At 59.8% G+C, this 24,078-nt stretch carries 28 protein-coding genes; 3 read left to right on the top strand and 25 right to left on the bottom strand.

Going from position 1 to position 24,078, the window contains the following annotated elements:
- Positions 1 to 20: 20 nt before the first annotated feature.
- The 3 genes from ACTLLP_RS09150 to ACTLLP_RS09160 all read right to left on the bottom strand — a co-directional run bounded on the left by ACTLLP_RS09150 (position 21) and on the right by ACTLLP_RS09160 (position 2,799).
- Positions 21 to 1,319 (bottom strand): efflux RND transporter periplasmic adaptor subunit, encoded by a 1,299-nt coding sequence (locus ACTLLP_RS09150; RefSeq protein WP_441059164.1) that lies wholly within the window; start codon positions 1,317 to 1,319, stop codon positions 21 to 23.
- Positions 1,320 to 1,778 carry a MarR family winged helix-turn-helix transcriptional regulator gene (locus tag ACTLLP_RS09155; protein ID WP_441059165.1) on the bottom strand — a complete coding sequence of 153 codons (459 nt, stop codon included), beginning with the start codon at positions 1,776 to 1,778 and terminating at the stop codon, positions 1,320 to 1,322.
- A 127-nt stretch (positions 1,779 to 1,905) separates the two neighbouring features.
- Positions 1,906 to 2,799 (bottom strand): heme o synthase, encoded by an 894-nt coding sequence (locus ACTLLP_RS09160; RefSeq protein WP_441059166.1) that lies wholly within the window; start codon positions 2,797 to 2,799, stop codon positions 1,906 to 1,908.
- Between the two features lie 255 nt (positions 2,800 to 3,054).
- Here ACTLLP_RS09160 and ACTLLP_RS09165 point away from each other — a divergent pair, with 255 nt between their 5' ends.
- Positions 3,055 to 3,450, top strand: coding sequence for a hypothetical protein (locus tag ACTLLP_RS09165; protein WP_441059167.1), 396 nt, complete (start codon positions 3,055 to 3,057; stop codon positions 3,448 to 3,450).
- Here the strand turns inward: ACTLLP_RS09165 and ACTLLP_RS09170 are convergent.
- The 5 genes from ACTLLP_RS09170 to ACTLLP_RS09190 form a co-directional block, all read right to left on the bottom strand.
- Positions 3,428 to 4,618, bottom strand: a complete 1,191-nt coding sequence (locus ACTLLP_RS09170) for a glycosyltransferase family 39 protein (protein WP_441059169.1) — start codon at positions 4,616 to 4,618, stop codon at positions 3,428 to 3,430. The genes ACTLLP_RS09165 and ACTLLP_RS09170 overlap by 23 nt on opposite strands.
- Positions 4,615 to 4,953, bottom strand: coding sequence for an EamA family transporter (locus ACTLLP_RS09175; RefSeq protein WP_441059171.1), 339 nt, complete (start codon positions 4,951 to 4,953; stop codon positions 4,615 to 4,617). The genes ACTLLP_RS09170 and ACTLLP_RS09175 overlap by 4 nt, the downstream gene beginning before the upstream one ends.
- On the bottom strand, positions 4,943 to 5,203 hold the full coding sequence (locus ACTLLP_RS09180; RefSeq protein WP_441059173.1) for a hypothetical protein: 261 nt from the start codon (positions 5,201 to 5,203) through the stop codon (positions 4,943 to 4,945). The genes ACTLLP_RS09175 and ACTLLP_RS09180 overlap by 11 nt, the downstream gene beginning before the upstream one ends.
- Before the next feature lie 80 nt (positions 5,204 to 5,283).
- Positions 5,284 to 5,652, bottom strand: a complete 369-nt coding sequence (locus tag ACTLLP_RS09185) for a DUF2304 domain-containing protein (protein ID WP_441059175.1) — start codon at positions 5,650 to 5,652, stop codon at positions 5,284 to 5,286.
- Positions 5,645 to 6,361 carry a glycosyltransferase family 2 protein gene (locus ACTLLP_RS09190; RefSeq protein ID WP_441059177.1) on the bottom strand — a complete coding sequence of 239 codons (717 nt, stop codon included), beginning with the start codon at positions 6,359 to 6,361 and terminating at the stop codon, positions 5,645 to 5,647. The genes ACTLLP_RS09185 and ACTLLP_RS09190 overlap by 8 nt, the downstream gene beginning before the upstream one ends.
- Before the next feature lie 171 nt (positions 6,362 to 6,532).
- On the opposite strand from ACTLLP_RS09190, the gene ACTLLP_RS09195 reads away from it, so the two are divergent.
- Together ACTLLP_RS09195 and ACTLLP_RS09200 are read left to right on the top strand one after the other, a co-directional pair.
- Positions 6,533 to 7,180 (top strand): RNA polymerase sigma factor, encoded by a 648-nt coding sequence (locus ACTLLP_RS09195; protein ID WP_441059179.1) that lies wholly within the window; start codon positions 6,533 to 6,535, stop codon positions 7,178 to 7,180.
- Positions 7,140 to 8,117: a DUF4349 domain-containing protein gene (locus ACTLLP_RS09200; protein WP_441059181.1), complete on the top strand. Its 978-nt coding sequence runs from the start codon at positions 7,140 to 7,142 to the stop codon at positions 8,115 to 8,117. Before ACTLLP_RS09195 ends, ACTLLP_RS09200 begins: the two co-directional genes overlap by 41 nt.
- On the opposite strand, the gene ACTLLP_RS09205 is transcribed toward ACTLLP_RS09200, so the two are convergent.
- From ACTLLP_RS09205 to glyA, 17 genes are all read right to left on the bottom strand, one after another.
- Positions 8,100 to 11,759, bottom strand: a complete 3,660-nt coding sequence (locus tag ACTLLP_RS09205) for a S8 family serine peptidase (RefSeq protein WP_441059183.1) — start codon at positions 11,757 to 11,759, stop codon at positions 8,100 to 8,102. The genes ACTLLP_RS09200 and ACTLLP_RS09205 overlap by 18 nt on opposite strands.
- Before the next feature lie 27 nt (positions 11,760 to 11,786).
- Entirely contained in the window at positions 11,787 to 12,071 is a 285-nt protein-coding gene (gene spoIIID, locus ACTLLP_RS09210) for a sporulation transcriptional regulator SpoIIID (RefSeq protein WP_441059185.1), read from the bottom strand.
- 173 nt (positions 12,072 to 12,244) lie between these two features.
- Positions 12,245 to 13,186, bottom strand: coding sequence for a stage II sporulation protein D (spoIID, locus tag ACTLLP_RS09215; protein ID WP_441059187.1), 942 nt, complete (start codon positions 13,184 to 13,186; stop codon positions 12,245 to 12,247).
- A gap of 193 nt (positions 13,187 to 13,379) precedes the next feature.
- Positions 13,380 to 13,808 carry a F0F1 ATP synthase subunit epsilon gene (locus ACTLLP_RS09220; protein WP_441059189.1) on the bottom strand — a complete coding sequence of 143 codons (429 nt, stop codon included), beginning with the start codon at positions 13,806 to 13,808 and terminating at the stop codon, positions 13,380 to 13,382.
- Positions 13,809 to 13,820: 12 nt separating this feature from the next.
- Positions 13,821 to 15,239, bottom strand: coding sequence for a F0F1 ATP synthase subunit beta (atpD, locus tag ACTLLP_RS09225; protein ID WP_441059191.1), 1,419 nt, complete (start codon positions 15,237 to 15,239; stop codon positions 13,821 to 13,823).
- Positions 15,240 to 15,278: 39 nt separating this feature from the next.
- Entirely contained in the window at positions 15,279 to 16,142 is an 864-nt protein-coding gene (gene atpG, locus ACTLLP_RS09230) for an ATP synthase F1 subunit gamma (protein WP_441059193.1), read from the bottom strand.
- A gap of 18 nt (positions 16,143 to 16,160) precedes the next feature.
- Entirely contained in the window at positions 16,161 to 17,684 is a 1,524-nt protein-coding gene (gene atpA, locus ACTLLP_RS09235) for a F0F1 ATP synthase subunit alpha (protein ID WP_441059195.1), read from the bottom strand.
- A 17-nt stretch (positions 17,685 to 17,701) separates the two neighbouring features.
- Positions 17,702 to 18,250: an ATP synthase F1 subunit delta gene (atpH, locus tag ACTLLP_RS09240; protein WP_441059197.1), complete on the bottom strand. Its 549-nt coding sequence runs from the start codon at positions 18,248 to 18,250 to the stop codon at positions 17,702 to 17,704.
- On the bottom strand, positions 18,244 to 18,732 hold the full coding sequence (gene atpF, locus ACTLLP_RS09245) for a F0F1 ATP synthase subunit B (protein ID WP_441059199.1): 489 nt from the start codon (positions 18,730 to 18,732) through the stop codon (positions 18,244 to 18,246). Before atpF ends, atpH begins: the two co-directional genes overlap by 7 nt.
- A 162-nt stretch (positions 18,733 to 18,894) precedes the next feature.
- A complete protein-coding gene (atpE, locus tag ACTLLP_RS09250; RefSeq protein ID WP_441059201.1) occupies positions 18,895 to 19,128 on the bottom strand; it encodes a F0F1 ATP synthase subunit C in 234 nt (77 codons plus the stop codon).
- A gap of 34 nt (positions 19,129 to 19,162) precedes the next feature.
- Positions 19,163 to 19,972, bottom strand: a complete 810-nt coding sequence (gene atpB, locus ACTLLP_RS09255; RefSeq protein WP_441061744.1) for a F0F1 ATP synthase subunit A — start codon at positions 19,970 to 19,972, stop codon at positions 19,163 to 19,165.
- Positions 19,973 to 20,028: 56 nt separating this feature from the next.
- Positions 20,029 to 20,439, bottom strand: coding sequence for a hypothetical protein (locus ACTLLP_RS09260; RefSeq protein ID WP_441059203.1), 411 nt, complete (start codon positions 20,437 to 20,439; stop codon positions 20,029 to 20,031).
- 13 nt (positions 20,440 to 20,452) lie between these two features.
- A complete protein-coding gene (locus tag ACTLLP_RS09265) occupies positions 20,453 to 20,689 on the bottom strand; it encodes an AtpZ/AtpI family protein (protein ID WP_441059205.1) in 237 nt (78 codons plus the stop codon).
- Between the two features lie 130 nt (positions 20,690 to 20,819).
- Positions 20,820 to 22,025 carry a non-hydrolyzing UDP-N-acetylglucosamine 2-epimerase gene (gene wecB, locus ACTLLP_RS09270; RefSeq protein ID WP_441059207.1) on the bottom strand — a complete coding sequence of 402 codons (1,206 nt, stop codon included), beginning with the start codon at positions 22,023 to 22,025 and terminating at the stop codon, positions 20,820 to 20,822.
- Complete coding sequence (locus tag ACTLLP_RS09275; protein ID WP_441059209.1) at positions 22,022 to 22,339, bottom strand: MazG-like family protein; 318 nt, start codon at positions 22,337 to 22,339, stop codon at positions 22,022 to 22,024. The genes wecB and ACTLLP_RS09275 overlap by 4 nt, the downstream gene beginning before the upstream one ends.
- Positions 22,323 to 22,817 (bottom strand): deoxycytidylate deaminase, encoded by a 495-nt coding sequence (locus tag ACTLLP_RS09280; protein ID WP_441059211.1) that lies wholly within the window; start codon positions 22,815 to 22,817, stop codon positions 22,323 to 22,325. The genes ACTLLP_RS09275 and ACTLLP_RS09280 overlap by 17 nt, the downstream gene beginning before the upstream one ends.
- Before the next feature lie 4 nt (positions 22,818 to 22,821).
- Positions 22,822 to 24,066, bottom strand: coding sequence for a serine hydroxymethyltransferase (gene glyA, locus ACTLLP_RS09285; protein WP_441061747.1), 1,245 nt, complete (start codon positions 24,064 to 24,066; stop codon positions 22,822 to 22,824).
- Between the last annotated feature and the right edge of the window lie 12 nt (positions 24,067 to 24,078).

Here is a 24,078-nt window from a genome sequence, read left to right on the forward strand (position 1 = left end):
TGCCGCCACTCCTCCCTCCACTACTGACTTAGCTGCCACTTGCCGGCCACCGTCACCTTGCCCCCCTGGTCTCCCAGACGCCCCTGACCGGTGACCACCACCCAATCTCCGGGCTTAATGCCCTGGCACACCAACGTCCACTGGCCATCGCAGGGGCCCAACAACACCTTCCTGGGAACAGCCTCCTGATCTTGCAGCACGAAGACCATCGGCTCACCCTGCCGCCAGGTTATAGCCTCCCTGGGAACCATTGTCCCCTTTGCGCCTCCCAGCATCACTATCGCAGCCATGCCGGGTTTGAGCTGAAGATCGGGGTTGGCTATTTCCAGCTGCACCGTGTAACCTTTGGCCTGAGGTCCACTGGCCGGATTAATGTACTTGACCTTCCCCTCTAAGATCCGCTCATCCAGAGCTGGGAAGCGGACCGAAAGTTGCTCGCCCACTTTAAAGCAATTGATTTTATCCTCGGGCACCATGACTTCGACCAGTATAGGATTCAGCTGAGCCACGGTCACTACCGGCATAGGCATCTGCGGTCCCACCAAGTCCCCAACCTGAGCGTTGCGAGCCACCACGTAGCCGTCGATAGGGCTGGTGATCACTGCTTGCGAAAGGTTAGCCTGCGCCATCGACAAGGCCGCCCGAGCCGCCTCCTCCGCCGCCTGGGCCTGACGCACCTGAGCCGGCAATACCTGGTCCCGGTAATCTACCGCCTGCTTGTAAGCGGCTTCAGCCTGGGCTACCGCGCTTTGAGCCCGTTCCCAAGCCGCCTTGGCGTTAATGTAAGGGGTTTCGAAATTGGCTTCGAAGGTAGCTTTTGGTATAGCTCCCTGAGCTAGTAAGAATTCGCCTCGTTTATAATTTTCTTCCGCTAAGCGGTAGTTATCCAGGGCCTGCTGGCACGCGGTGCGCGCCTGTTCCAGTCCCGCCTGCGCCTGCGTCACTTGAAAACCGGCCTGGGCCAAGCCAGCTTCAGCAGCTGCCCGGGCCGCTTGAGCTTGCTTCACTCCCGCTTGCGCCTGCGACACCGCGGCCTCTAACTCAGGCACGCTCAGTGAAAAGACCACTTGCCCTGCTTTAACCTGATCGCCTAGATTAAACGGCAATTCTTTAATACGCCCGGGAACCTTGGGTAACAAATTAACCTCCTGCACCGCCTTGACCTTACCCATTAACTCTTCCACCTGGCCCACCTTGCCCTCGGTAGCCTGCGCGATCAGAACTTGGGGCGCTGCCCCGCTCTTGACCGGAGCACTCTGGCAACCGGCGGTGATCATCACCAGGCTCAAAATGGCCAGCCAAGCTGCCCAACTTCGCATTCACTCTTCCCCTCCTAGCTCCACTGAAGCCAGCACTTTAGTTATCAAACGATTGAAGAGCTCCCCTTCCTCCGGCGTCAGCACGGAAAAATACTTCTGCCACACTTCCCGCCTGATCTCCCGCGCGCGCTCCAGCACCGCCTGACCAGCAGGGGTGAGCTCCAACCACACTACCCGGCGATCAGGCCCCGAGCGAGCGCGGCGCACCCAGCCGGCGCGAGAGAGCTTACCGGCCAAAGCCGTAACCGCAGCCAGGGTCACCCCCAGCTCCGCCGCCATTTCCGAAACGCTAACCCTCCGCTTCTCCGCTAAGACTTGCATAAAAAAATACGGTCCCCCGGCCACTACCGCCATGAAAGGTAACCCCCGCCGGCTTTTGCTCCCTAGCGCCGCGATGCTGACCAGACGACGGATCATCAGACGCATGAGCCTCTCCATCTTTACCTGCAGTTCTTCCACTTTTCACCCCCCCTTGAAAAGCGATACTTTAACACATTAACTATTCACCTTTAAAAATAATAGCCCCTCCCCCCTCACGGGTCAACGGGAAAGGGCTTTTCTGACCAAAAGCCGAGTAGTCGCTTCTCTACAGCACATCCAGCAACATGGCTAGAAAGAGGAGAAAGAGATAGGGGCTGGAGAATTTGAAAAGCAACCAGGCGCTCCGCGGGTTAGGCCGCCAAATCACGTACAGACTTAGAGCCAAAACCGCGGCGCCGGTCAGCAAAGCTATGGCCCAATAGACCCAACCAAAATGCCCCAAGTAGCCGATGAAAAGCGAAGTGGCTACCATTAGGATCACGGTGAGTAACAGACAGTGCAGCGCCTTGCCTAACGAAGTCACCACCGGCAACATCGGCACCTGCACCCGGGCGTAATCCTCCCGGTAAAAGATAGCTAAACTCCATATGTGATTGGGAATCCACAACACCACCAGCGCAGCCATGAGCACCGGCAACCACGCAATTTTACCGCTCACGGCCATCCAGCCAAACAGCGCCGGTAATCCTCCCGCCACTCCCCCCAGCACAATGTTCCAGACCGAACGTCGCTTCAGCCAGAGGCTATAGATTCCCACATAACCCAGCATTCCTCCTGCCAGACATAAAGCCGCAGCCGGATTCAAGCGCCACCCGAGAAGCAAACTGGCCAAAAAGAGCGCCAACCCCCAGCACAGAGCCTTCTCCGCCGGGTAAATTCTTCCCGAGGGCACAGGACGCCGACAAGTGCGCTCCATGGCTTTATCCAGATCCCTGTCCACGTAACAGCTAACTGCGTTGGCCCCCGCACAAGCCAGCGTCACCGCCCACAACGCCAGCACCGCCTGGCTCCAGGTGAAAGGGTAACGCTGGGCCGCCAGCACCATGGGCGGTAAAGCGGTGAACACCAGCAAGAAAACCGACCGGGGCTTGGTAACCTCCACGTAGGCTTTGGCGCGGTCCCACCAGCCCCATTCCTCCGCACGTACCTCCAATTCCACTTCCCCCTCCGCCTCGCCTAGTTTCCTAAATCACAATAAATTCGCCGTGCGCCACCTTTCTTCCTCCTGGAGTCGGCCAATTTTGACCTGGCAAATTGATACTCTCTCGCCCAGCGAAGAGTTCGTGGCCACCTGGGCTTCTTGAAAACACCACTTAGCTGCGCGGGCTCCCGAAAAACACTTGACACCAGGGCGAGGGTGGGGGTATTCTGTCAATGAGAATGTTCTCATTTTCACTTTAGCGAGGTGATACTCATGACCAAATCCATCTGCCAGCTCTGTGGCTCCGAGCAGGGGGAGCGCGTGGTGGGCAAAAAAGGCCAGATCATCCTGTGCCGGCATTGCGTGAGCACCTTGGCCCGGCGAGTTTTCAAAGTGGGCCGGGCGGAAACTTGCCCCGACTACCAGCCCTCCCAGCAGGGAAAAGAGAGCCTTATTTATCACGAATCGCCCCGCTTCTGCGGCAACTGCGTCCATTACGATCCCTACACGGCCAGCTGTAGCCTTAATCCCAGCCGCGTGGAAATGATCTGCACCAAATGCGGCGCCTTCGTGCTAGAAACTCCAGGGCGCTTCTGCCCTTATTGCGGCAGCGAGCTGGCTCCTATCTCCTCCAATTACGAGTGGACTACCGAGCACCTGCAGGTTTAGGCCACCAGCTGGAAGCAGCAGCGGCCAACACCGGCAATAGGGGCAATGCGTACCGGCAATAGGCGCAAGTGGCCAGATGCACTACCGTAAAGGCAGCGAGCAAGGCTAACACCTTGCCGCTGCCTGGCACACGCCGCCCCAACAACCATAATAGCCCAGTACCGCCCAAGGCCAAGATAACGTAGTGGTACCAGCGGGTAAACACCGGCGAGAACTTGTCCTCTCCACCCCAAAGGAAAAATTGCCCCCACAAAAGCTTGAATTTCCCCCACGTGTACCAGTAAAGATAGCGCCGGGGATGCTGGGAAAAGCCCTCTTTCAGGCGTTTAAGAGCGTAGGCTTGCTGGCGAGCGCTGGTCTCGTCCGGCGTGTGCCCTACCGGCCAGTAAGGGTTCCAACCATGTTCGATATTTTCCAGATTAACGTAGGTGCCTAGTAGCAAAGGGTTTCCTCCACCGGTAGAAAGCAAGATCGGACGGTGGAAGGTGCAGTAATTACGTACCCACCACGGCGACATGACAACACAGAAACCGAGTAAACCGCAAAGCAAAGCCTTGAGCGCCTTCCTCCCCTGGAAGCAGCAAAAGGCCAGCCCCACCAATACCAGCACCACCCCGGTCGGACGTACCAGCGTGGCCAACCCCCCTATCACACCCAACCAAAACCATTGGCGGGGAGAAGCTCCCGCCTCCAACCAGCGATCTAGAAACAAGAGCAGGAAAAAGGTGAAGAGGGTTTCGGTCAGCAATAACCCGCTAACGAGAATAAAAGGCGGGTAAAAGGCCACCAGGGCCGCCGATAACTCCCCTTTACCCCACCTCCGCCCCAGGCGGTAAGCCAGATAAACGCTGGCCACCGACAGCAGCACCTGGGCGTAGCGAGCCAAAAGCAGCGCCCAGCGCTCCGGGGCCAACCAAAGAAAAGGGGCCAGAAACAAAGGATACCCAGGTGTGATATAAGCCGAGGGACTAATGCAGTTCGGGGGAGCCAAGACTATCCCGGGGCGCACGTAGGAGAAAATGCCCTTTTCCAGCCATACCCGGGTAGAAGTCACATACCCCACGTCGTCGCTGTTCAGCGTGAGCGTGTTCCCCCACTGGTACACAAAGATCAAGCGCACCAACAAAGCCAACGCCAGGATGAGAAGTAACCCCGCATGACGCCTCACCGCGCCACCAGGCAAATTCCGCCCACGATTAACGCCACCCCCAGCCATCGAGCCCAAGAAAACGCTTCGTGAAAAAAGAAGCATCCGGCTAACACTCCCAGAACGTAGGCTATGCTCTGCACCGGAAGGGCGCGCGAAAGCGGCACCTTATCCAGTACCTGAAACCAAATTAAAGTGGCCAGCCCAAAAGCTAAAAAGCCGATCCACACCTTTGAATTGGTCAGCAACCGCCACCAATCAAGCCCGGTGGCCTGCAAACCGATCTTCCAAAGCACCTGCCCAGCCACCAGCAGGCAAGCGTTGAGCAAGATCAACGCCAGGTATCTAAACGCCACCCGCATCACCTTCTGTTCCAGCCTCTACCAGCAGGCGGGCCAACTCTTCAGGGCGAGGCAATTTACCCGCCGCTATTATTTTCTCTCCCACCGCCACCACCGGCAAGGGCAACCGTTCCTCCGCTATACGCCTGGCCAGGGCCTGCGCTTCCGGCCAGGGACCAGGGCGAGACAATTCCTGGTACAACAGGACCAGGTTGTTTCCCAGGCGTTTTTTTAGCGCCTGCCGCAAAAAATGAAAGCCCAGCACCTGCTCGGCCGACTGCCCCGGCAGGGGTCACCCGGGCCGGTAATCTGGACGGGCTGGTAAATCACCAAAAAAATAGATCCTCACCTTCCTCCCTGCCTTTCCTCGCGGAGCTCCAGCAACTCCTGGCGTAAGAGGGCCACCTCTTGCGCCAGGCGCACTATTCTCTCGCTTTGCCGGGACAGAGCTATCGCGTATTGCAAGTTTAAGAGCAAAAGAAGCAAAAAGCCGAGCAAAAAAAGGGCCGATGGAGGATAGTAAATGCCCAGGGCGCGGGATAAAGCCTCCACCAGAGAGCGTTTGCAAGCGAAGAGCATGAGAGCGCCACCGGTCAACAGCCAGAGCAAGGCGTAGCGCTCCCGCAACCAGCGCCGCCGCACCAACTCCAGCACCGCCAGAATCAGCCCCAAACCCAGCAGAAAGGAGAGGTAGTAAACCGCACCGTTAATCACCGGCGTTCACCCTCTCCGGGGGTCGCAGCATTATAACCCCCAACGCCAAGAACACTTTTAACATAAAGTAAAGAGAGCGCCAGCCACGCAAAGAGGACGTCCCTCCCTGGCGCGGTCGCATGGCCACCGGTACCTCCTTTATCCGGAAGCGCTGCCGGCGGGCCAAAAGCAGGCTCTCCGCCTCGGGATACTCGTAAGCGTAGTTCCGGGCGAAAAAGCGAATTAACTCTCGCCCCACTGCCCGGAATCCAGAAGTGGGATCGGTGAAACGCTGGCAGGCCAAGCGGGAGAGCAAGCTCCGGAGCAAAGCTATGCCCATCTGCCGAGCCGGCGTAGAGCGATAGGAATCCCCATGCAAAAACCGGGAACCCACCACCAGGTCGGCTTCGCCGCTCAGGATGGGAGCGATCAGGCCGGCGATCTCGGTCGCTTGGTGCTGCCCGTCGCCGTCCACCTGCACCGCCACCTGAAAGCCTTTTCGCCAGGCGTAGAGGTAACCAGCCTGCACCGCCCCCCCCACCCCCACATTAAAAGGCAGTCGCAATACCCTAGCCCCGGCAGCCAGAGCTCTTTCGCCTGTGGCGTCAGTGGAACCGTCGTCCACCACCAGGGCTGACGCCTCAGGAAGCGCTTGTCTCACTTCGTGAACCACCGCAGCTACCGTAGCCTCTTCATTGTAGGCAGGGATGATCACTAAGATCGATGCCACCACGCATCCCCCCCAAGGCTTGTGAATTCGCCACCAGGGTCGTTTTCCCCTCCTACCCGGTTCCCAATCCTGCCTCCCTTTCCACTATAATGGAGAGGGAACTTTTGGGCTCGATTTGTAGTCTAAATAAGTGTCCGGAGAATTTCCCGGACCCAGAGGAGGTAAGCTCCTTTGGCAGACATAGACCAGCTGCTGGAAAGAGCTCGCCAGGGAAACGAGGAAGCCTTCGGAGCTCTGGTGCTTCGCTACCAGGATCGTATTTATGGGCTGTGCTACCGCCTGACGGGCAACCAGGAAGACGCGGAGGACTTGGCGCAGGAAGTGTTCGTTCGCGCTTACCGGAGCCTAAGAAAGTTCCGTGCCGAAGCGGATTTTGGCACTTACCTGCACCGCATAGCAGTGAACCTCTTCCTTAACCAGCGGCGCAAAAACCACTGCCAGTTCCTTTCCTTAGACAATCCGGTGTCCACCCCGGATGGAGAGCTGAGTTGGCAGGTGGCGGACAATAACCAGAACCACCCGCAGGACGAACTAGAACGGCAAGAGTTAGCCCTTCTGGTGCGGCGGGCGCTCAACAGCATCAGCCGGGAACACCGCGCGGTTCTGGTGCTACGGGAAATGGAAGAGATGAGCTACGAAGAGATGGCCGCGGTGCTGAAGTTGGCGCCAGGCACCGTTAAATCGCGACTGAACCGGGCCCGCGCTGCCCTGCAAAAAGCGCTTCTAAAATTGTCCCGGGAAGTGGGTCTGGAACTGCTTCCGGGGGAGGGGAAGGTAAATGCGCTGCCAAGAGGTGAAAAATTGGATCTGGGAAAATGAAGCCCCTAGCGAAGAAGTCCGCCAGCACCTGGAGGTTTGCCCCACCTGCCGGCAATTGTATTGCCTGTGGCAAAAAACCAGGCAGGTGTTGGTAGCCCCCCCACCGCCGGCGCCGACCGGCTTCAAAGAGCGGGTGATGCTTCGGGTACAAAGCCGCCCGCAGAAGCGGGATTGGAAGTGGCGCTGGCTGGCTCTGGCAGCGGCTGGCGTGCTGGCGCTCTGCGGAAGCGCCTGGGCTTTCTACAAGAGCAACAGCCACTTTCTACCTCCCACGCAGCCTGCCCAGGTGGCGACCAACCAGACTCCCCCGAGCGAGACTCCAGCGGGTTCTTCGCTCCCCTCCCAGCCGGGCAAAACACCGTCTTCGCCAGATAGCCCGGCCCCGGCACCCGAATCCAATGCCCCGCGCCAGGCGGAGCCGAACTCGAGTCCGGACGGAGCTCCTACTCCAGCTCCTTCTTCCCCGCCGCCAGCCCCGGCCAGCCAGGGAGGGTCAGCCCCGAACCCAGTCGCCGGAAGCGGAGCAGCCCCCGAGCGGGTGTTCCTCAGCCACACCACCTCCATCCGGAGCTCTGTCCTTCGCTTCTCCGTGTCAGACTTGATTGTGGCTCAGGGCAAGGTGGAAACCCTAGCGCGGCAGTTTAGCGCCCAGGAAGTGAGCCGGGCCAAAGCCTCGCCGCAGGTGGTAGTGCTGCAATTTCTAGTCCCTGAAAGCCAGGGGCAAGCTTACATAGACGCCCTGACGCGTTCCGGCCTGGGGAATTTGCTGAGCCAAGAAAACAGCAGCCGGGACGTGACCCAGGAGCTAGTCGACCTCCAGGCTCGCTGCGCGGCGCTGCCGCCCTCGGAACGGGTCGCTTTAGAGCAAGAAATGCAGTACCTGCGCGAAGCCGCTGGCAAGTACACCGTAACCGTGTGTCTAGTCCAGGAAACGTAAGCGGTACAGCAATACCGCCGCTTCAGCCCGGGTAAGGTAAGCGTCCGGCGCGAAAAGGTCTCCTCCCCTACCCCGGTAAACACCTATCGACGCCAAATAGGCCACCGGCAATCTGGCCTCCTCCGGAACCCGATCCCAGTCCTTAAAAGCAGGGGTGGGGGGCGCTTGCGTTTTTGGCCCTTTCACACCGTGGGCCAGCCATATCGCCGCCTGAGCTCGGGTTACCAGCGCTTCGGCGTCCCATCCACCGCCAGCGGTTGGGGACATGTACCCGGCAGCGATAACCGCCTGCACCGCCTCACGAGCCCAGGACGGCACCCCTGGGGGCAGGGGAGTGCCGGGGGGAAGAGAAAAGCAGCGGGCCATCAACGCGGCCATTTCTACTTTGGTTATGGGGCGATCGGGGCGGAAGGTCCCGTCGTCGTAGCCGCTAACAATACCCGCTCCCCAAAGGGCAACCACGTCCGGACGGGACCAATGCCCGGCCAGGTCGCGAAAAGGAAGGTAACCTGCCAACTCCTCCAACCGCCCTCCTTTAACTCCTTCTCCCACCGCCACCAACCGGTCGGTGGGACGAGCTCGGAAGGAGAAGCATCCGCTAGCTTCGGGCGTCAGCACCTGCCTACCACCGTTGCTCAGGAGATAAAGTCGCCTGGCGGTGGTAAAGCCCTCCCAGCTGTCCTGGCCTGTGCTTTTTACCCAGAGACGGGGTGGCGGGGCGGAAGCAAGGGCGCTCACCATCAAGGCCCACTCCTGTCCCCCTGAGGCAACAGCCGTTATCCGGACCTCTTGCCCCGGCCGCAAATCCTGCAAGGTGACCGGCTGATCCTCCAGCCAAAACATGGTTCCCACACCCGTGCGGAAATCCCTGCCGTCCACCACCAGATTTTGACCCCGCACCGCCTCCAGCTTGCCGGTGAAGGAGTGGGGTTCCTGGCGCAACAGATCCACCCGGCTCACCTTCCCCTTTTCGTCCAGCAACAGGCGGGCGAAAGCTCCAGGCCACACTCCCACCGCCCCCACCTGAATCCCGTCGCGATAGAAACCAGCGCAGGGGGCCATCGTCCAGAAACGGACCTCGCCCCTCTGATCTTGAAAATAGATCCTGCTGCCCTCCACCAGAATTATTCTTCCGTATAGAGCTGGCTCGGCCCAGAGCCGCAAGAGTTCCGGCTTATCGGGCGCCAGCACTCCCATTACCCTCTCCCCCGCCTGCCAATGGGAAGGCAAAGTGACGCCGGGACACATTTGCCAGCGCCGCCCATCGCTCAGAACCACCTCGCCTTGGGAGATAGTCTCCAGATAACCCGATATTAGGCGCTGTTGCACCTTCAAGTGCAGCACTTCCCTCGTTCGAGGATCGAGGAAGAGCGTGACTTTCAACCCGGGCAAAAACTCCGCCGTGGGAGGGACGCCAAAGAGTCGATCCATGGGGTCCAATGCCTCTTCCTGCGCCTGCTGAGTCACCACCATCCCGGGGCTGAAAGGGAAGGAGCCTTTATCTATCAGCTTCACCTCGTTGCTGTCCAGGGACCAGAGAAAACCTTGCACCTCTTGCCAGGAGGCTTTGACCCCCCACGCCTCTTGCGTCCGGGGATTGACCACCAGACTAACCCGCGCGCCGGGAGGCACCTCCTGGGGAGACAGGGAACGCCCCTCCGCCTCCACCTTATCCTGCGCCAGGAGATAGCCACCGTCCTGGAGCGCCGGCGTCTCGCAGGTCACCGCCATCCCGGAAGACACCGGCAAAAAGCGCGCTGGAGCCAGCGTCCGGGTTTCCACCACCGCGAACACCGGCCCACCAGGCAGATAGTAGATATCGGTGCCCGGGCGCAGATCGGGAGCTACCAGCCGACCGTTCTCCACCTCCTGCACCCGACTCGCCACCAGTTCTCGCCCGCCAGTCAGCGTCAGCCTATCCCCTTGAGCTGCTTCCAGCACTCCGTGGGACAGCGGCTGCCCGTAGACCAGAGCGAACGATTGAGGCCCCACTCCTTGCGTGGCCGTCACCTCAATCCGATAGGTGCCCACCCGGGGGTGGGAAAGCACTACCTGCTGCACGTTGCTAGCTGAAGCCAGAGGAGCCGAATAGCGCTCTCCGTCCGGGCCGTACACGGTCAATAGCAAGTGATTGACCAATATCTCCGGCGCCCCCGGAGACGCCGGGGGGTCAGTCCAGCACAAGGTCACCTTTAGCGGCCGGGTAGGGTCGGCCACCGGGTACCAGAAGGTAGCCCGCTCGCCGGGAGATAAACTATGCTCCGGCGTAGCCCAGCGGAAGCTACCCGTTTTCAAAGCCAGCACCGTTCCTCCCACGTCTATAAGACCGTAGCCGGTGGCGTTATTAGGCTTGTCCCCTAACAATCGCGCCCCGTTGATCAGCAGCGCTTTAAGCAGAGCCGCTGGAGGAGAAGAGGAGCTCTGCTCCTCCAGATATTGCCGCAAGAGCAACGCTCCCCCCGCCGCCACCGCCGCTGCCTGGCTGGTACCGTCCGCCCGCAAGTAGAGGGGGTTGCCGGGAAGGTTGGAGCTAACTAACTGGGAACAAGGTCCGATAATTCCCATACCCGGGGCCACCAGATCGGGTTTTATTCGTCCATCGGCAGTGGGACCCCGGCTGGAGATATCGGCCACCCGGGTGGGATTGAAAGTGCCGAAGAGAGGACGGGGATTCTCGGTAGCCCCCACCGCCAAAGCGTTTTTAGCGCAGGCTTCCGCCGTCACGGTACCTGGTGCCGGGCCCCCGTTGCCGGCCGCGAAGATGGGCAGGAAATCGGGGTGCTGGTAGCAAAAGCGGTCGATCTGGAAGGCAGCTGCTCCGTAGCGATCTCTTCCCCCTCCCCAACCGCAGAGCTCCACCCTCACTCCGGCCGCATACGCGGGGGAAAAGAGCTCCTCCAGGTCAGCGGGGGGATCAGGGGTCTTCCCATCCGGACCCGCTATCGCCTGAAAGTAAATGGACGCTCCGGGAGCAATGCCGGGGAAACGCTCTCCCCCACCGGCTACAATACCGGCTAATTGGGTCCCGTGCCCGGTGGGATCGGCCAGACCTCCCGCTCCCCAGGAACGCAAAAGCCGCACTTTCCCTTGGAGAGGAGGCGGAAGACGGTTCAGGTCGCCGGTGTTAAGACCGTTATCGGCTATTCCCACCAGCTCCCCCTGCCCGGTTAGCCCCTGGGGCAGCACCCAGCCGGGAGCCTTCAGGGGGGCGCTGGCGATCACCTCCGCCGCCCGATCACCGAGGAAACGCCGCTGGTAAGTGGGCTCTACCCATTGCACTTCGGGGCGGGCCGCCAGTTCTGGGATCTCCTGCTGGGGTAGGATCACCACCAGAGCGCTCCCTTCCCCTTCGGCCCCACGCAGCACTTTCCCCCCCTTGGCTTCGATCCAGGAAGCTAGCTGCTGCTTGGTGGTGGGATCGCGTAGGAGAACGGTGAGTTCAGGAGCAGCGGTTTCGATCCGTCCCAGTTCGGGAGCCAACTTAGCCGCCGGCTCGTCCGGCGGCGGAGCAGGAGATACGGAGGTGCCCACTCGCGGAGTCAACGGAGCGGGGCGTTCAGCGAAGCCGCCCGGCCAGCCTATGCTCGCCAGGAGCAGCAAGAGGAAAAGCAGCGCCAAGCGAGACCATGAGCCGTGTCGCACTCTATACCACCCTATAACACTTTTCGCCTAAGTCCGAATCAATTCCTCCCTTTCCTCTTTTTCTATTCTTTCTCGGTATTTGCGCCGCGTGGCTTCCCCCCCACGTAAATGCCTCTCTGCCTTGTTTTGTTCCAGTATTGCCCTAATTTTACGGGCCAGCAGCCGGTTTAAAGAAGGCAGACGCTCCGTCATATCTTTGTGCACCGTGCTTTTGGAAACGCTGAACACTTTGGCCGCCTGCCTAACCGTGGCCCTGGTCTCCAGAATGTAGGCGCAAATTTCCAGCACCCGTCGCTGAATATAATCCTGCATTCCTCTACCCCCCGGGCCGAGTACCCTGAGCTTGTTACATCTATATGCCGAGAGGGTAGGGCAATGCTTGTTCCCGTAGCGAAAATCCCCTCATTTCGCCCTTATTGACCTCCTGTTAATAGATGGAAGCCAAGGGCACCCCGGCGAGCCCGGCGATGCCGAGAGGCAGGGGCTTAATGTTTAATCACCTCCGCCCCGGTATAGTAATGGGCCAGGATGCTCCGGAAATCGTAGCCTCTCTCGGCCAGGACCTTGGCCCCCCGCTGGCACATCCCCACCCCGTGCCCGTAGCCGGTGGTGGTGATCGCGAGCACGCTTCCCTCCAGCTTCACTTCCAGGAGAGTAGACTTTAAACCTAGCCGCTCTCGCAACCACACCGCAGGCAAACGCACCCCCGCTACCGCCACTTCCAGGGGCCGTCCGGTACGGCTGCGACGGGTCACCTCCAGCGGCACCTTGCCCGAAACCGCCTGAAGATCCTGGTTGGGCAGAACGGCGCGGTAAAACTCGTTGAGGGGAAAGGCGCGGGTCTCTTTTACCACCTCCGCCTCCACGCAGGGGCAAGATACCCCCTTGAGGTAAGGGGCGGCGGTGAACCAGATTTCCTCCGCGTCCTCCGTGTGTCCCCCGCAGCAAGCGTGGTAGGCCGGCTCGATCAGCTGGCCCCGGTACACCAACACCATCCCCCGGGTTTCCTCCACCGCCCGCCGCAGGCGGGGGTAATAGCGGCAATAACCCACCAGTCCCAGACGCTCGCGCAATTGCTCCCGGTCGATGTAAGCCTGGCCGTCTTGATGGTGGTCCCCGATATCCGCTCCCGGGTAAGGATTGTTATAGGTTCCGCCAACCAGCAAGCGACGCAACACATAGGTGCGAGCAGCCACTGCCTGCGCTTTCAACGCCTCCAGAGGCCACTCCGCTGGCATCTCCGCCGCCACCACCCCCACCACGTATTCCTCCAGGGGGAGGACTTCGATCTTCCCCGTGGCGTGGCGATAAAGCCGCACCTTCTTGGGCTCCAACGGAACAATCCGGGGCTCGCGTTGCTGCCTGATTACCCAGGCCAAACCAACCAGAGCCACCAGGAGAAGTAGCAAACCCACCGCCCGCCGCAAGCATCGCTCACCTCCCTATTTCTAATAGTTATGCCACCTTTTACCTGAAAAATGTGAAATAAAAACCGGGCCAATTACAGCCCGGTTATACACTGCACCCACGCGGCTACCACAGGCGTGGCGCACCCGCCGGCTCGAAGCCCTCTCCGCCAGGAACTAGGCTCCGAAGCGGTTCTACGCCGTGAAGGAGGGGCTAGCGAGCGCCACGGTAGCGCTGGGCCAGTTCTACCGCCTTGAGCCGGGCCAGGGCCCGACGCAAAGCCGCCTCTGCCCGCACCACATCCAGATCTGGAGGACGCGCCTTTAAGCGCTCCTCCGCCCGCTCTTTGGCCCGCCGCGCCCGCTCCAGGTCGATCTCCTCCGCCAGCTCCGCCGCATCGGCCAAGATGGTGACCTGGTTATTTTTTACTTCCAGAAACCCGTTGCTAACCGCCATTACCCGCCACGACCCATCTTTCTGGATGCGTACCACGTCGGTCACCAGCCGGGTGATTAAAGGAGCGTGATCGGGCAGGATGCCGAGCTCCCCTTCCACCCCTCGGACCACCACCATACGCACCTCGTCGGAAAAGGTGAGGCGTGCCGGGGTAACTACCACCAGCTTTTGCAGCTTCTCCGCCAATACGCTCACCCCTTATGAGGCCGCCGCCAGGAGCTGCTTGCCTTTTTCCACCGCCTCGTCGATGGTGCCCACCATGTAGAAGGCATCTTCGGGCAGATCGTCGTGCTTGCCCTCCAGTATCTCCTTGAAGCCACGGATAGTCTCCTTCAAAGACACATAGGCACCGGGGCGACCAGTAAAGGCTTCTGCCACGTGGAAGGGCTGAGACAAGAACTTCTGCAGCTTCCGGGCCCGGGCCACGATCAACTTATCTTCTTCCGAGAGCTCCTCTAGTCCCAAAATAGCGATAATGTCTTGGAGCTCCTTGTAGCGCTGCAGCACCTTTTGCACCCCCCGCGCCACCTGGTAATGCTCCACCCCCACCACTTTGGGATCCAGGATGCGCGAGGTGGAATCGAGCGGATCCACCGCCGGATAAATTCCGAGCTCGGCGATCTGGCGCGAGAGCACTACGGTGCCGTCCAGGTGGGCGAAAGTGGTGGCAGGCGCCGGGTCGGTGAGGTCGTCCGCCGGCACGTAAACCGCTTGCACCGAAGTGATGGAGCCTTTCACTGTGGAAGTGATGCGCTCCTGGAGCTGCCCCATTTCGGTAGCCAGGGTAGGCTGGTAACCCACCGCGGAGGGCATACGTCCCAGGAGAGCCGATACCTCCGAACCAGCCTGGGCGAAACGGAAGATATTGTCGATAAACACCAGCACATCGGCACCCTCTTCGTCACGGAAATACTCGGCCAGGCACAAGCCGGTCAGGGCGATACGCAAGCGGCAGCCAGGGGGCTCGTTCATTTGCCCGAACACCATCATGGTCTTGTCCAATACTCCAGCCTCGGTCATTTCCAGGTAAAGCTCGTTGCCCTCGCGGGTGCGCTCGCCCACGCCGGCGAAGACCGAGATGCCACCGTGCTGCTTGGCGATGTTATTGATGAGCTCCATAACGATAACCGTTTTACCCACGCCGGCGCCCCCGAACATGCCGATTTTGCCACCCTTCATGAAGGGCACCAGCAGGTCCACCACCTTGAGGCCGGTCTCTAGCTGCTCCACCTTGGTAGACTGATCCACCAAGGGTGGAGCCGGCCGGTGGATGGGATAAAACTTCTCCGCCTTTATGGGGCCCTTGCCGTCGATGGGCTGGCCCAGCACGTCCAGCAGCCGCCCGAGCACCGGGCGTCCCACCGGCACCGAGATAGGCGCCCCCGTATCCACCACCTTAGTCCCCCGCTTCAGGCCGTCGGTAGAGGACATGGCCACGGTGCGGACCACATTGTTACCCAGCTGCTGTTCAACCTCCAGGATGAGTTCCTTTTTTTGGCCCGTGGCCGGGTCGTCGTACTCCACCTTAAGGGCGTTGTATATTTCCGGCACCTGTCCGGGAGGAAAACTCACGTCCACCACTACACCAATGATCTGAACCACTTCGCCTACATTCATTTCGCCTCGCCAACCTCCCCTTCCAGGAAAAACTTCTCACTAAGATTCGAGCGCGGCCGCACCACCCACAATGTCCAAGAGTTCCTTGGTGATACCCTCCTGCCGCACCCGGTTCATCCGCAATGTCAGGCGGGCAATAAGGTCCTCGGTGTTTTTGGTAGCCGCGTCCATGGCCGTCATGCGCGCGCTGTGCTCGCCCGCCTTCAATTCCAGCAAGGCGTGGAAAACCGCTGTCTCCACGTACTTGGGCAAGAGGTCGTGTAGCACCCCTTCCGCCGAAGGCTCGAAGATGTAAAGCGGCTCCGGGCCCTTAGATCTGATCTCGCCGGTGGGGGGCTCAATAGGAAGCACTTGTTGCGCGATAGGGCGCTGGACTAGAATGTTCACAAACTGGGGGTAGACCAAGTACACCGCGTCGTACTCCTCGGCAGCGTATTTATTGATAATCACCTTGGCAATCTCGCGCGCGTACGCAAAACGGATGTCTTCGCCCAAGCCGGTGAACTCCGCATCCATGGCCATGTGCCGGAACCGGAAAAAGTTGCGCCCTTTGCGCCCCACCGCTACCACCGAGACTTCGCCCGGGCAGGCGTTTATCTCCCTCATGGCCAGGCGCAGCAAGTTGCTGTTGAAGCCGCCGCACAGCCCCCGGTCAGCGGTCATAACCACGTAACAAACCCGGCGGGGCTCACGCACTGCCAGTAGAGGGTGCCGGGTATCCCCCGCTGCCCGGGCCAGCCGCGCCAGGACATCGTGCAGGTAGCGAGAGTAGGGCCGCGCCGCCAGCAAGACGGACTGCGCCTTGGCCATCTTGGCAGTGGCCACCGCCTTCATGGCCTGGCAGATCTTCTGCGTGCTCTGCAGGCTCTTGATGCGGCGTCTAAAGTCGCGCAGACTGGGCATCTCTTCCCACCTCCGGTTTTAGGCCAGCCCGTGCTGGAGTTTAAAGTCCTTCTTGAATTCTTCCAGAGCCCGCTTGAGTTTTTCCTCCGTTTCCGGCTTGATCTCCAGGTCCTTCTTGATAGCTTCTCCCACCTCGGCGTACTGGGCGTGCATGAACTTCAAAAACTCGGCCTCGAACTCGCGCACCTTATCCACCGGCAGGTCGTCCAGATAGCCGTGCACGCCGGTGTAAATCGACATCACCTGATCCTCAATCGACATGGGAGCGTACTGGTCCTGCTTCAGGAGCTCGGTCAAGCGTTCGCCCCGGCGCAACCGGGCCAGAGTAGCTTTGTCCAGGTCAGTGCCGAACTGGGCGAAAGCGGCCAGCTCTCGGTACTGGGCTAGATCCAGCTTAAGCTGACCGGCCACCTGCCGCATACACTTGCGCTGCGCCTTACCGCCCACGCGCGATACCGACAGGCCCACGTTGATGGCGGGACGGATACCGGCGTAGAACAGATCCGGTTCCAGATAGATCTGACCGTCGGTGATGGAGATCACATTGGTGGGGATATAAGCCGAAACGTCCCCTTGCTGCGTTTCGATGATAGGCAGCGCCGTGATCGAACCACCGCCATAATTGGGATGCATTTTGCAAGCTCGCTCTAGCAAGCGCGAGTGGAGATTGAAAACGTCGCCAGGATAAGCCTCGCGCCCCGGCGGCCGGCGCAGCAACAGAGAGAGTTCGCGATAAGCCGCCGCCTGCTTGGAAAGGTCGTCGTAAACGATGAGCACGTCCTTACCCTGCTCCATAAATTCCTCGCCGATGGCGCAACCGGCGAAAGGAGCGATGTAGAGGAGCGGGGAAGGATCGGAAGCGCCAGCTACCACCACGGTGGTGTAGTCCATAGCCCCGAATTCCCGGAACTTTTCGATAACGTTGGCCACCGTGGAAGCTTTCTGGCCGATGGCCACATAAATGCAGATCACATCCTGCCCTTTCTGGTTGATGATAGCGTCCACCGCAATGGCGGTTTTACCGGTCTGGCGGTCGCCCAGGATGAGCTCGCGCTGCCCACGCCCGATGGGGATCATGCCGTCCACGGCCTTGATGCCGGTTTGCAGCGGTGTATCCACCGGAGTGCGGTAGATAACCCCGGGAGCGATGCGCTCCACCGGGCGGAACTTCTGCGACTTAATGGGCCCTTTGCCGTCCAATGGCCGGCCCACCGGGTCGATAACGCGTCCAATCAGCTCCTCCCCCACCGGCACCGAGGCTATACGTCCGGTGCGCTTGACCACATCGCCTTCCTTGATGTGCATGTAGGGGCCCAGGATCACGCAACCCACATTGTCTTCTTCCAGGTTCAACGCCATACCGTAAACGCCACCGGTAAACTCCAGCAGCTCCGAGTACATGCAGTCTTCCAACCCGTAAACGCGGGCCACGCCATCGCCAATGTATATCACGGTGCCTACATCGGCTACCTCTACCTGAACCTCGTACTTCTCGATTTGCTGGCGAATTATGGAGCTTATCTCTTCGGGCCTAAGCTTCATCTCCTCCTGTCACCCCTTTAACCTACCCGAATTTCGCTAATTTGCCCCCGCAGTCGCTCTAGCTGCCGCGCCACACTGGCATCCACCACTCGGTTCCCAATGCGCACCACCAGCCCCCCCAAAATCTCGGGGGCCACGCGATAGCTGAGCATCACTTCCCTCTTGACCGCCGCTTTCAGGGTCTCGGCCAATTCCTGCGCTTGCTCAGAAGAAAGCTTCACGGCCGAGATTACCTCTACCTCTACCAGATTCTTGGCCTCGTTGAGGAGGCGCCGGTACTCCTCCGCCACATCCTTAAAAAACACTTCCCGCCGAGCGTCCAGCAGCACGTTGAGGAAATTTAGCGTGTAAGGGTGCAGCGCCTTTTCCCAAAGGTCCTTGATAATGGCTTTTTTGACTTCCGCAGGAACCTGGGGGTGGTAAAAGACCCGGCGTAGATCGGTGAACGCCGCCAGCATCTCCTCTACCGCCTTGAGGTCATCAGCTATCTTATCCAGGAGATCCTTCTCCCGCGCCAGATCGAAGAGGGCCCCAGCGTAGCGTTCGGCCACCGCCCCTTTTAGCATGGCAGCTGCTTCACCTCGCTTATGGCCTCCTGGATAAGCTTCTGCTGCAAGTTCTCCGGCAAAGCCTCCCTAATTACCTTGCCCGCCACCAGAATGGCGAGATTAGCCACCTGATCCTTAAGTTCGGCCAGAGCTCGCTCTTTCTCCCGCTCGATGTCCGCCAAAGCGCCTTCCTTGATACGGTTGGCTTCCTCCTTGGCGGCATCCAGGATTGCCTGGGCCTGCTCTTCGCTGGCCTTGGTCGCCCGCTCGATGATGAGTTGAGCTTCCTCGCGAGCTTGGCGCAGGCCGGCTTCCATCTCCTCTTTAAGCTTGCGGGCCTCTTCCTGCTGCCGCTCCGCTCTATCGATGTTCTGCGCCACCAGGTTCTGGCGCTCTTCCAGCAGGCGCATCAACGGCTTGTAGGCCACCAGCCAGAGCAGGAGCAGCAGGAGCAAAAAGTGAAATATCTGCATAACCAGGGTGGCATTCAGTCCTAGCAAGTTTCCTCCTCCTTCCGCACAAAGAGTGCGGGTAGCAGGTTTCGGCCCCCAGGGGCACGAAACCTGCGCTTACCCACCGAAAAAAAGGATCTTGACGATGATTCCCTCCCCCAGCCGAAAGAGTTCGGCGGGGGCTCTGCGCCAGCGCCGGCGCGGCTCGGACTATACAATTTTACCCATGAGCATGAACGCTACTACGACGGCGATAATGGGAATAGACTCGATCAGACCAACGGAGATGAACATGAGGGTCATGAGTTGACCCCGAGCCTCCGGCTGACGAGCCGTACCCTCCAGCAGTTTGGCAGTGCAAATGCCGTCACCGATAGCTGCGCCCAGGGCGCCGAGTCCGGCCGCTAGAGCCATTCCTAGAGCAGCCGCAGCACCTGTAGTCACGCGTTTTCCCTCCTTCCGGGTTTAAAGGTAAAATTTAATGTTCCTCAGCCGAAGCTAAGGATATGTAAGCGATGCTCAAGACAGCGAACACAAAAGCCTGGATAAAGGAAACGAATACACCGAACGCTAACCAGAGAACCGAAGCTGTAAAACCGCCACACCACTCCGCCGGGCCCCGGATGAGTCCCAGCAGGGCCAGCAACATAACTTCTTTACCGTACATGTTGCCGTAAAGTCGGAAAGCCAGTGTGACCGGTTTGGCCAGGTCCTCGATGATGGGGAGCAGGGGAATCGGAAAGAGATAATGGAGAAACATCTTCGCCCCTCGGAATCTGAGCCCCCACACGTACATTAAAACGAAGGTAATGACCGCCATACCCAGCGTGGTGTTCAGGTCAGCAGTGGGAGCCATACAGGCAGGCACCAACCCCAGCAAGTTGCAAATCAAAATGAAGTAAAAGAAGGTTACAAAGAGGTAAAACAAGGGGCGCCCCCTTCTCTCCCCCATGCTATCGTAAACCAGGCCCCGGAAAGATTCCATCATGATCTCGAAGAGGGCCTGCAATTTGGTGGGGCGACGCACGTCCGCGCCCCTGACCGCCAGCATGGCGATGAGCAAAGTGATGATCATGGCCACCCAGGTGAAAATAACGGTGTTGGGGTTTACGTCGAAGGGGAAACCCGCCACCGTTCCCAAATGCCAGGGACCGTGAGGGATATGCCAGATATTTAGCTCGTGCTCAATCTTCTCCAGAGAGAATTCCTCGGCGCACCCTGCCGTGGTCAAAAGCACCAGGATCAGCGAAGCCCCCAAAAGCCAAGTTTTTCTGCCCCGGTTTCTCATCCGCAAACTAGCCTTCACCTCCTTCCCTGGAAAAGCACTGTAAAATAACAAGGGCCTTAGACATCCGCTTCCTCCACGCGGCTACGCCTAAGAACCCTTATCGCCTCGGCCACACTCATCAAGGGCACCAGGAGAACCCCCAGCAAAAAGGTCCGCAAATCGAACCATTGGGTGTAAACGGCAAAGAGGAGCACGGCGAAAAGCATTCCCCAACGCCCCAAAAACCCCAGGTTGAGGAAAACTCTGGCCTTGTCCATACTCCACGTCATGATACGCACCGAACGCGACAAGCGCAAGTAGAGGAAAAAGGCGCTGAGCCAACCCACTCCCAACCCCAGGGCAGCCCCGGACCACAAGGGACTCCCGGGGTAGAAAGCCAGCAGTAAAAGCAAAGTTACCAGCAACCAGCCGGCCCGCAACAGCAAGCGGCGAGCGAAAACCTCGAACTCCAACTCATGCCAAGCCACAGATTCCCCCTCCTTAGGACTGGTTGTTGGCTCCCATACGAGTCAGCAGCCTCACGATACCGAGGATACCCGCACCGATACCCACCAGAAGACCCAGCAAACCCAGCCAGGGAGCGGTGTGCCAGCGCTGATCCAAATAGTTACCAAGCCACCAGCCCACAACCACCGAAGCAGCGAACTGGATGCTTATGGTAGAAGCCACTGCGAAATAACGGAGGGCTTTCCCCCATCCCGAACGGCCGTTACCCACTACCGCTAAACCCCTTGTGCTTTTTTTTACAAGATTGCACCCGCATCTACCAGTAACTGGCATCCCAGCCCTCTCTACCCGCTTCTATGAGCCTCCCTTGACTTTTTAAATATCTTCTACATACCCTCGTTTATTCCTTCTTGCCCGTCTCAGAATTTTGCGCCGGGGGGCAAAAACTTGTGCTCGCAAGCACTTTAGGGGAAAAAGCCTCCGGCCGCGGACCCTGACCAAAGTAGTAAAGCAGCGCCGCGCTTATGCGCTGTGAAGCCCGGCCATCGCCATAGGGATTCACCGCGCTGGCCATCTGGTGGTAAGCCGCCGCGTTGGTCAGCAAGTGGATCACTTCCCGATACACCCGCTCCTCCCCGGTTCCCACCAGGCGCACCGTGCCCGCTTCCAGGGCTTCCGGCCTTTCGGTCACCTCGCGCAGTACCAGGACCGGCTTACCCAGCGAAGGCGCTTCCTCCTGCAATCCTCCCGAGTCGGTCAGCACCAGGTGGCATCGGGCCATAAGGTTGGCAAAATCGGCGTAGGGGAGGGGCTCCAGCAAGTGAACGCGGTCAAGCCCGGCGAAAATCTCCTCCGCCGCTTCCCGCACCACCGGGTTGCGGTGCACGGGGAAAACCACTGCCACGTCTTCCAACCGCTCCACCACCCGGCGCAGGGCGCGGTAGACCTGGCGCAGGGGCTCCCCCCAGTTCTCCCGCCGGTGCGTGGTCACCAAGATAAGCCTTTTCCCCCCTTCCAGAAAGCGGTACATATGCTGGTCGCCGAAGCGATAATCCGCCCGCACCACCGACTGCAGGGCATCGATTACCGTGTTGCCGGTGATGAAAATCTTCTCCGGATCAACCCCCTCGCGTTTGAGAGCCGCGGCGGCGCGGGCCGTGGGAGCGAAATGCAGGTCGGCCAACACTCCGGTCAGATGCCGGTTCATCTCTTCGGGAAAAGGAGCGTATTTATTGCCCGTCCGCAGCCCCGCTTCCACGTGCCCCACCGGTATTTGCAGGTAGAAGGCGGACAGAGCTCCCACGAAAGTGGTGGTGGTGTCGCCGTGCACCAGCACCAGGTCGGGCCTGGCTTCTTGCAGCACCTTCTCCAACCCTCGAAGCGCCCGCACGGTGACCTCGAAGAGGCTCTGGCGCGGGCGCATGATGTCCAGATCGTAAGCGGGCACTATACCGAAGAGCTCCAGGACCTGGTCCAGCATCTCCCGGTGCTGAGCGGTCACCGCCACCACCGGGCGGAAGTGGCTCTGCCGTTGCAGCGCCAGCACCACCGGAGCCATTTTAATGGCCTCCGGTCGAGTCCCAAAAATTACCAGGATGGTCTTCATAGGGCTAGATACCCTTTGGCGACCAGTTTTTGCAGGTGCTGGTCCAGAGCGCTTTCGATGTCAATGCCGTACTGCTCTTCCAGCACAAACATCATGGAAACCGCGGTCTGAGCCACGTCCAAAAGCTCTCGGGTTACCCTCTCCATGACTTCCCGCTGATCCGAAGGGCAGGCTTCTCCGGAGAGGCCGCGCAGTTTCCCTATGGCTTGCGCCAGCTCCCCCGCCTCCTCCATAAGTTTCAAAGCGGTGGACTCCAGGGTGGGGGAAAGGCGGTTCAAACGCGGCAAGGCTATGACTTTACGTCTCATGCTCATCTCTATCCTCTTCCCTTCTCCCAGGAAAACAGAGTTCGCCGCGAAAAGGCTCCAAGCGCACACCGGCCTCAGCGAAAAGTTCCCTGGCGAAGTCATCCGGATAGGTCTCGAGGTACACCACGCGGCGAATCTCGGCCTGAATCAGCATTTTGGCGCATAAAGCGCAAGGAAAATGAGTGGTGTAGAGGGTGGCCCCCGCGATGCTCACCCCGTAGACCGCCGCTTGGAGCAAAGCGTTCTGCTCAGCGTGCAGACCCCGGCAGAGCTCGTGGCGTTCACCGGACGGAATCTCGCGTTCCTGGCGCAAGCAACCTATATCCAGACAATGCCTCAGACCGCTGGGAGCGCCGTTGTAGCCGGTGGCCAGGATGCGGTTGTCTTTTACCAGCACCGCCCCCACCCGCCGGCGCAGGCAGGTGGAACGCAGAGACACCACCCTGGCCAGGGTCATGAAATAGGTGTCCCAATCGGGCCGCATGGGCTTATTCTTCCCGGTAAAGGGGATAAGACCGGCAGAGCTCGGACACCAGGGAACGGGCCTCTTCCTGGTACCGGGCTTCCCCGCGGTGATCCAGGGCGTAATGGATGGCGGTGGCCACGGCCCTCATCTCCTCCGCCCCCAGGCCCCTGGTGGTCGCTGCCGGCGTACCCAGGCGTATACCGCTAGTGACCCGCGGTGGCTGGTTATCGAAGGGCACCACGTTCTTGTTGACCACCAGCCCTACCTGGTAAAGCAGGGCTTCTGCCTCGGCCCCAGTGAGCCCTTTGTTCCGCAGATCGACCAGCACCATGTGGTTATCCGTGCCCCCGGAAACCAGCTCGAACCCGTAGTCTTGCAAGGCGGCAGCCAAAGCGCGAGCGTTTTCCACCACCCGCCGCTGGTACTCCTTGAACTCCGGTTGCAGCGCCTCCCTGAAGGCCACTGCTTTGGCAGCGATGACGTGCATGAGAGGCCCCCCCTGGGTGCCGGGGAAAAGCGCCTTGTCGATGGCGGGCCCGTACTCCTGCTTGCCGAGGATCAAGCCGCCCCGCGGCCCCCGCAGGGTTTTATGCGTGGTGGAAGTGACCACATCAGCGTAGCTAACAGGGCTCTGGTGCAGACCCGCGGCCACCAGCCCCGCTATGTGAGCTATATCGGCCATGAGCTTGGCCCCCACCTCCTGAGCGATGGCGGCAAAGCGGGCAAAATCTATCTCCCGGGGATAAGAGCTCGCCCCGGTGATAATCAGCTTGGGCCGGTGGCGCCGAGCGAGCTCGGCCACCTCTTCGTAATCGATGGTGCCAGTGTCTCGCCTTACCCCGTAAGGGACAAAGCGAAAATAACGGCCCGACATATTAACCGGGCTGCCGTGGGTGAGGTGCCCCCCGTGGGCCAAATCCATACCCATGAGGGTGTCGCCAGGTTGCAGCAAGGCGAAATAAACAGCGAAATTGGCCTGGGTGCCGGAGTGAGGCTGCACGTTGGCGTACTCGGCCCCGAAAAGGAGCTTGGCACGCTCGATAGCCAACTCCTCCACCCGATCCACATATTCGCAGCCACCGTAATAGCGCTTACCCGGATAGCCTTCGGCGTACTTGTTGGTCAAGACCGACCCCTGGGCCGCCATCACCGCGCGGCTGGCAAAGTTTTCCGAAGCAATCAGGACCAACTTTTCCTCTTGGCGCCGCTTTTCTTCCTCAATCGCCTGAAAAACTTCCGGATCGACTTCCTCCAAAGGCTGCAAAATCCTGCGCAACTG

Origin of the sequence: Desulfothermobacter acidiphilus (assembly GCF_052073645.1) — a bacterium.
GTDB classification, from domain to species: domain Bacteria; phylum Bacillota; class Desulfotomaculia; order Desulfotomaculales; family Ammonificaceae; genus Desulfothermobacter; species Desulfothermobacter acidiphilus.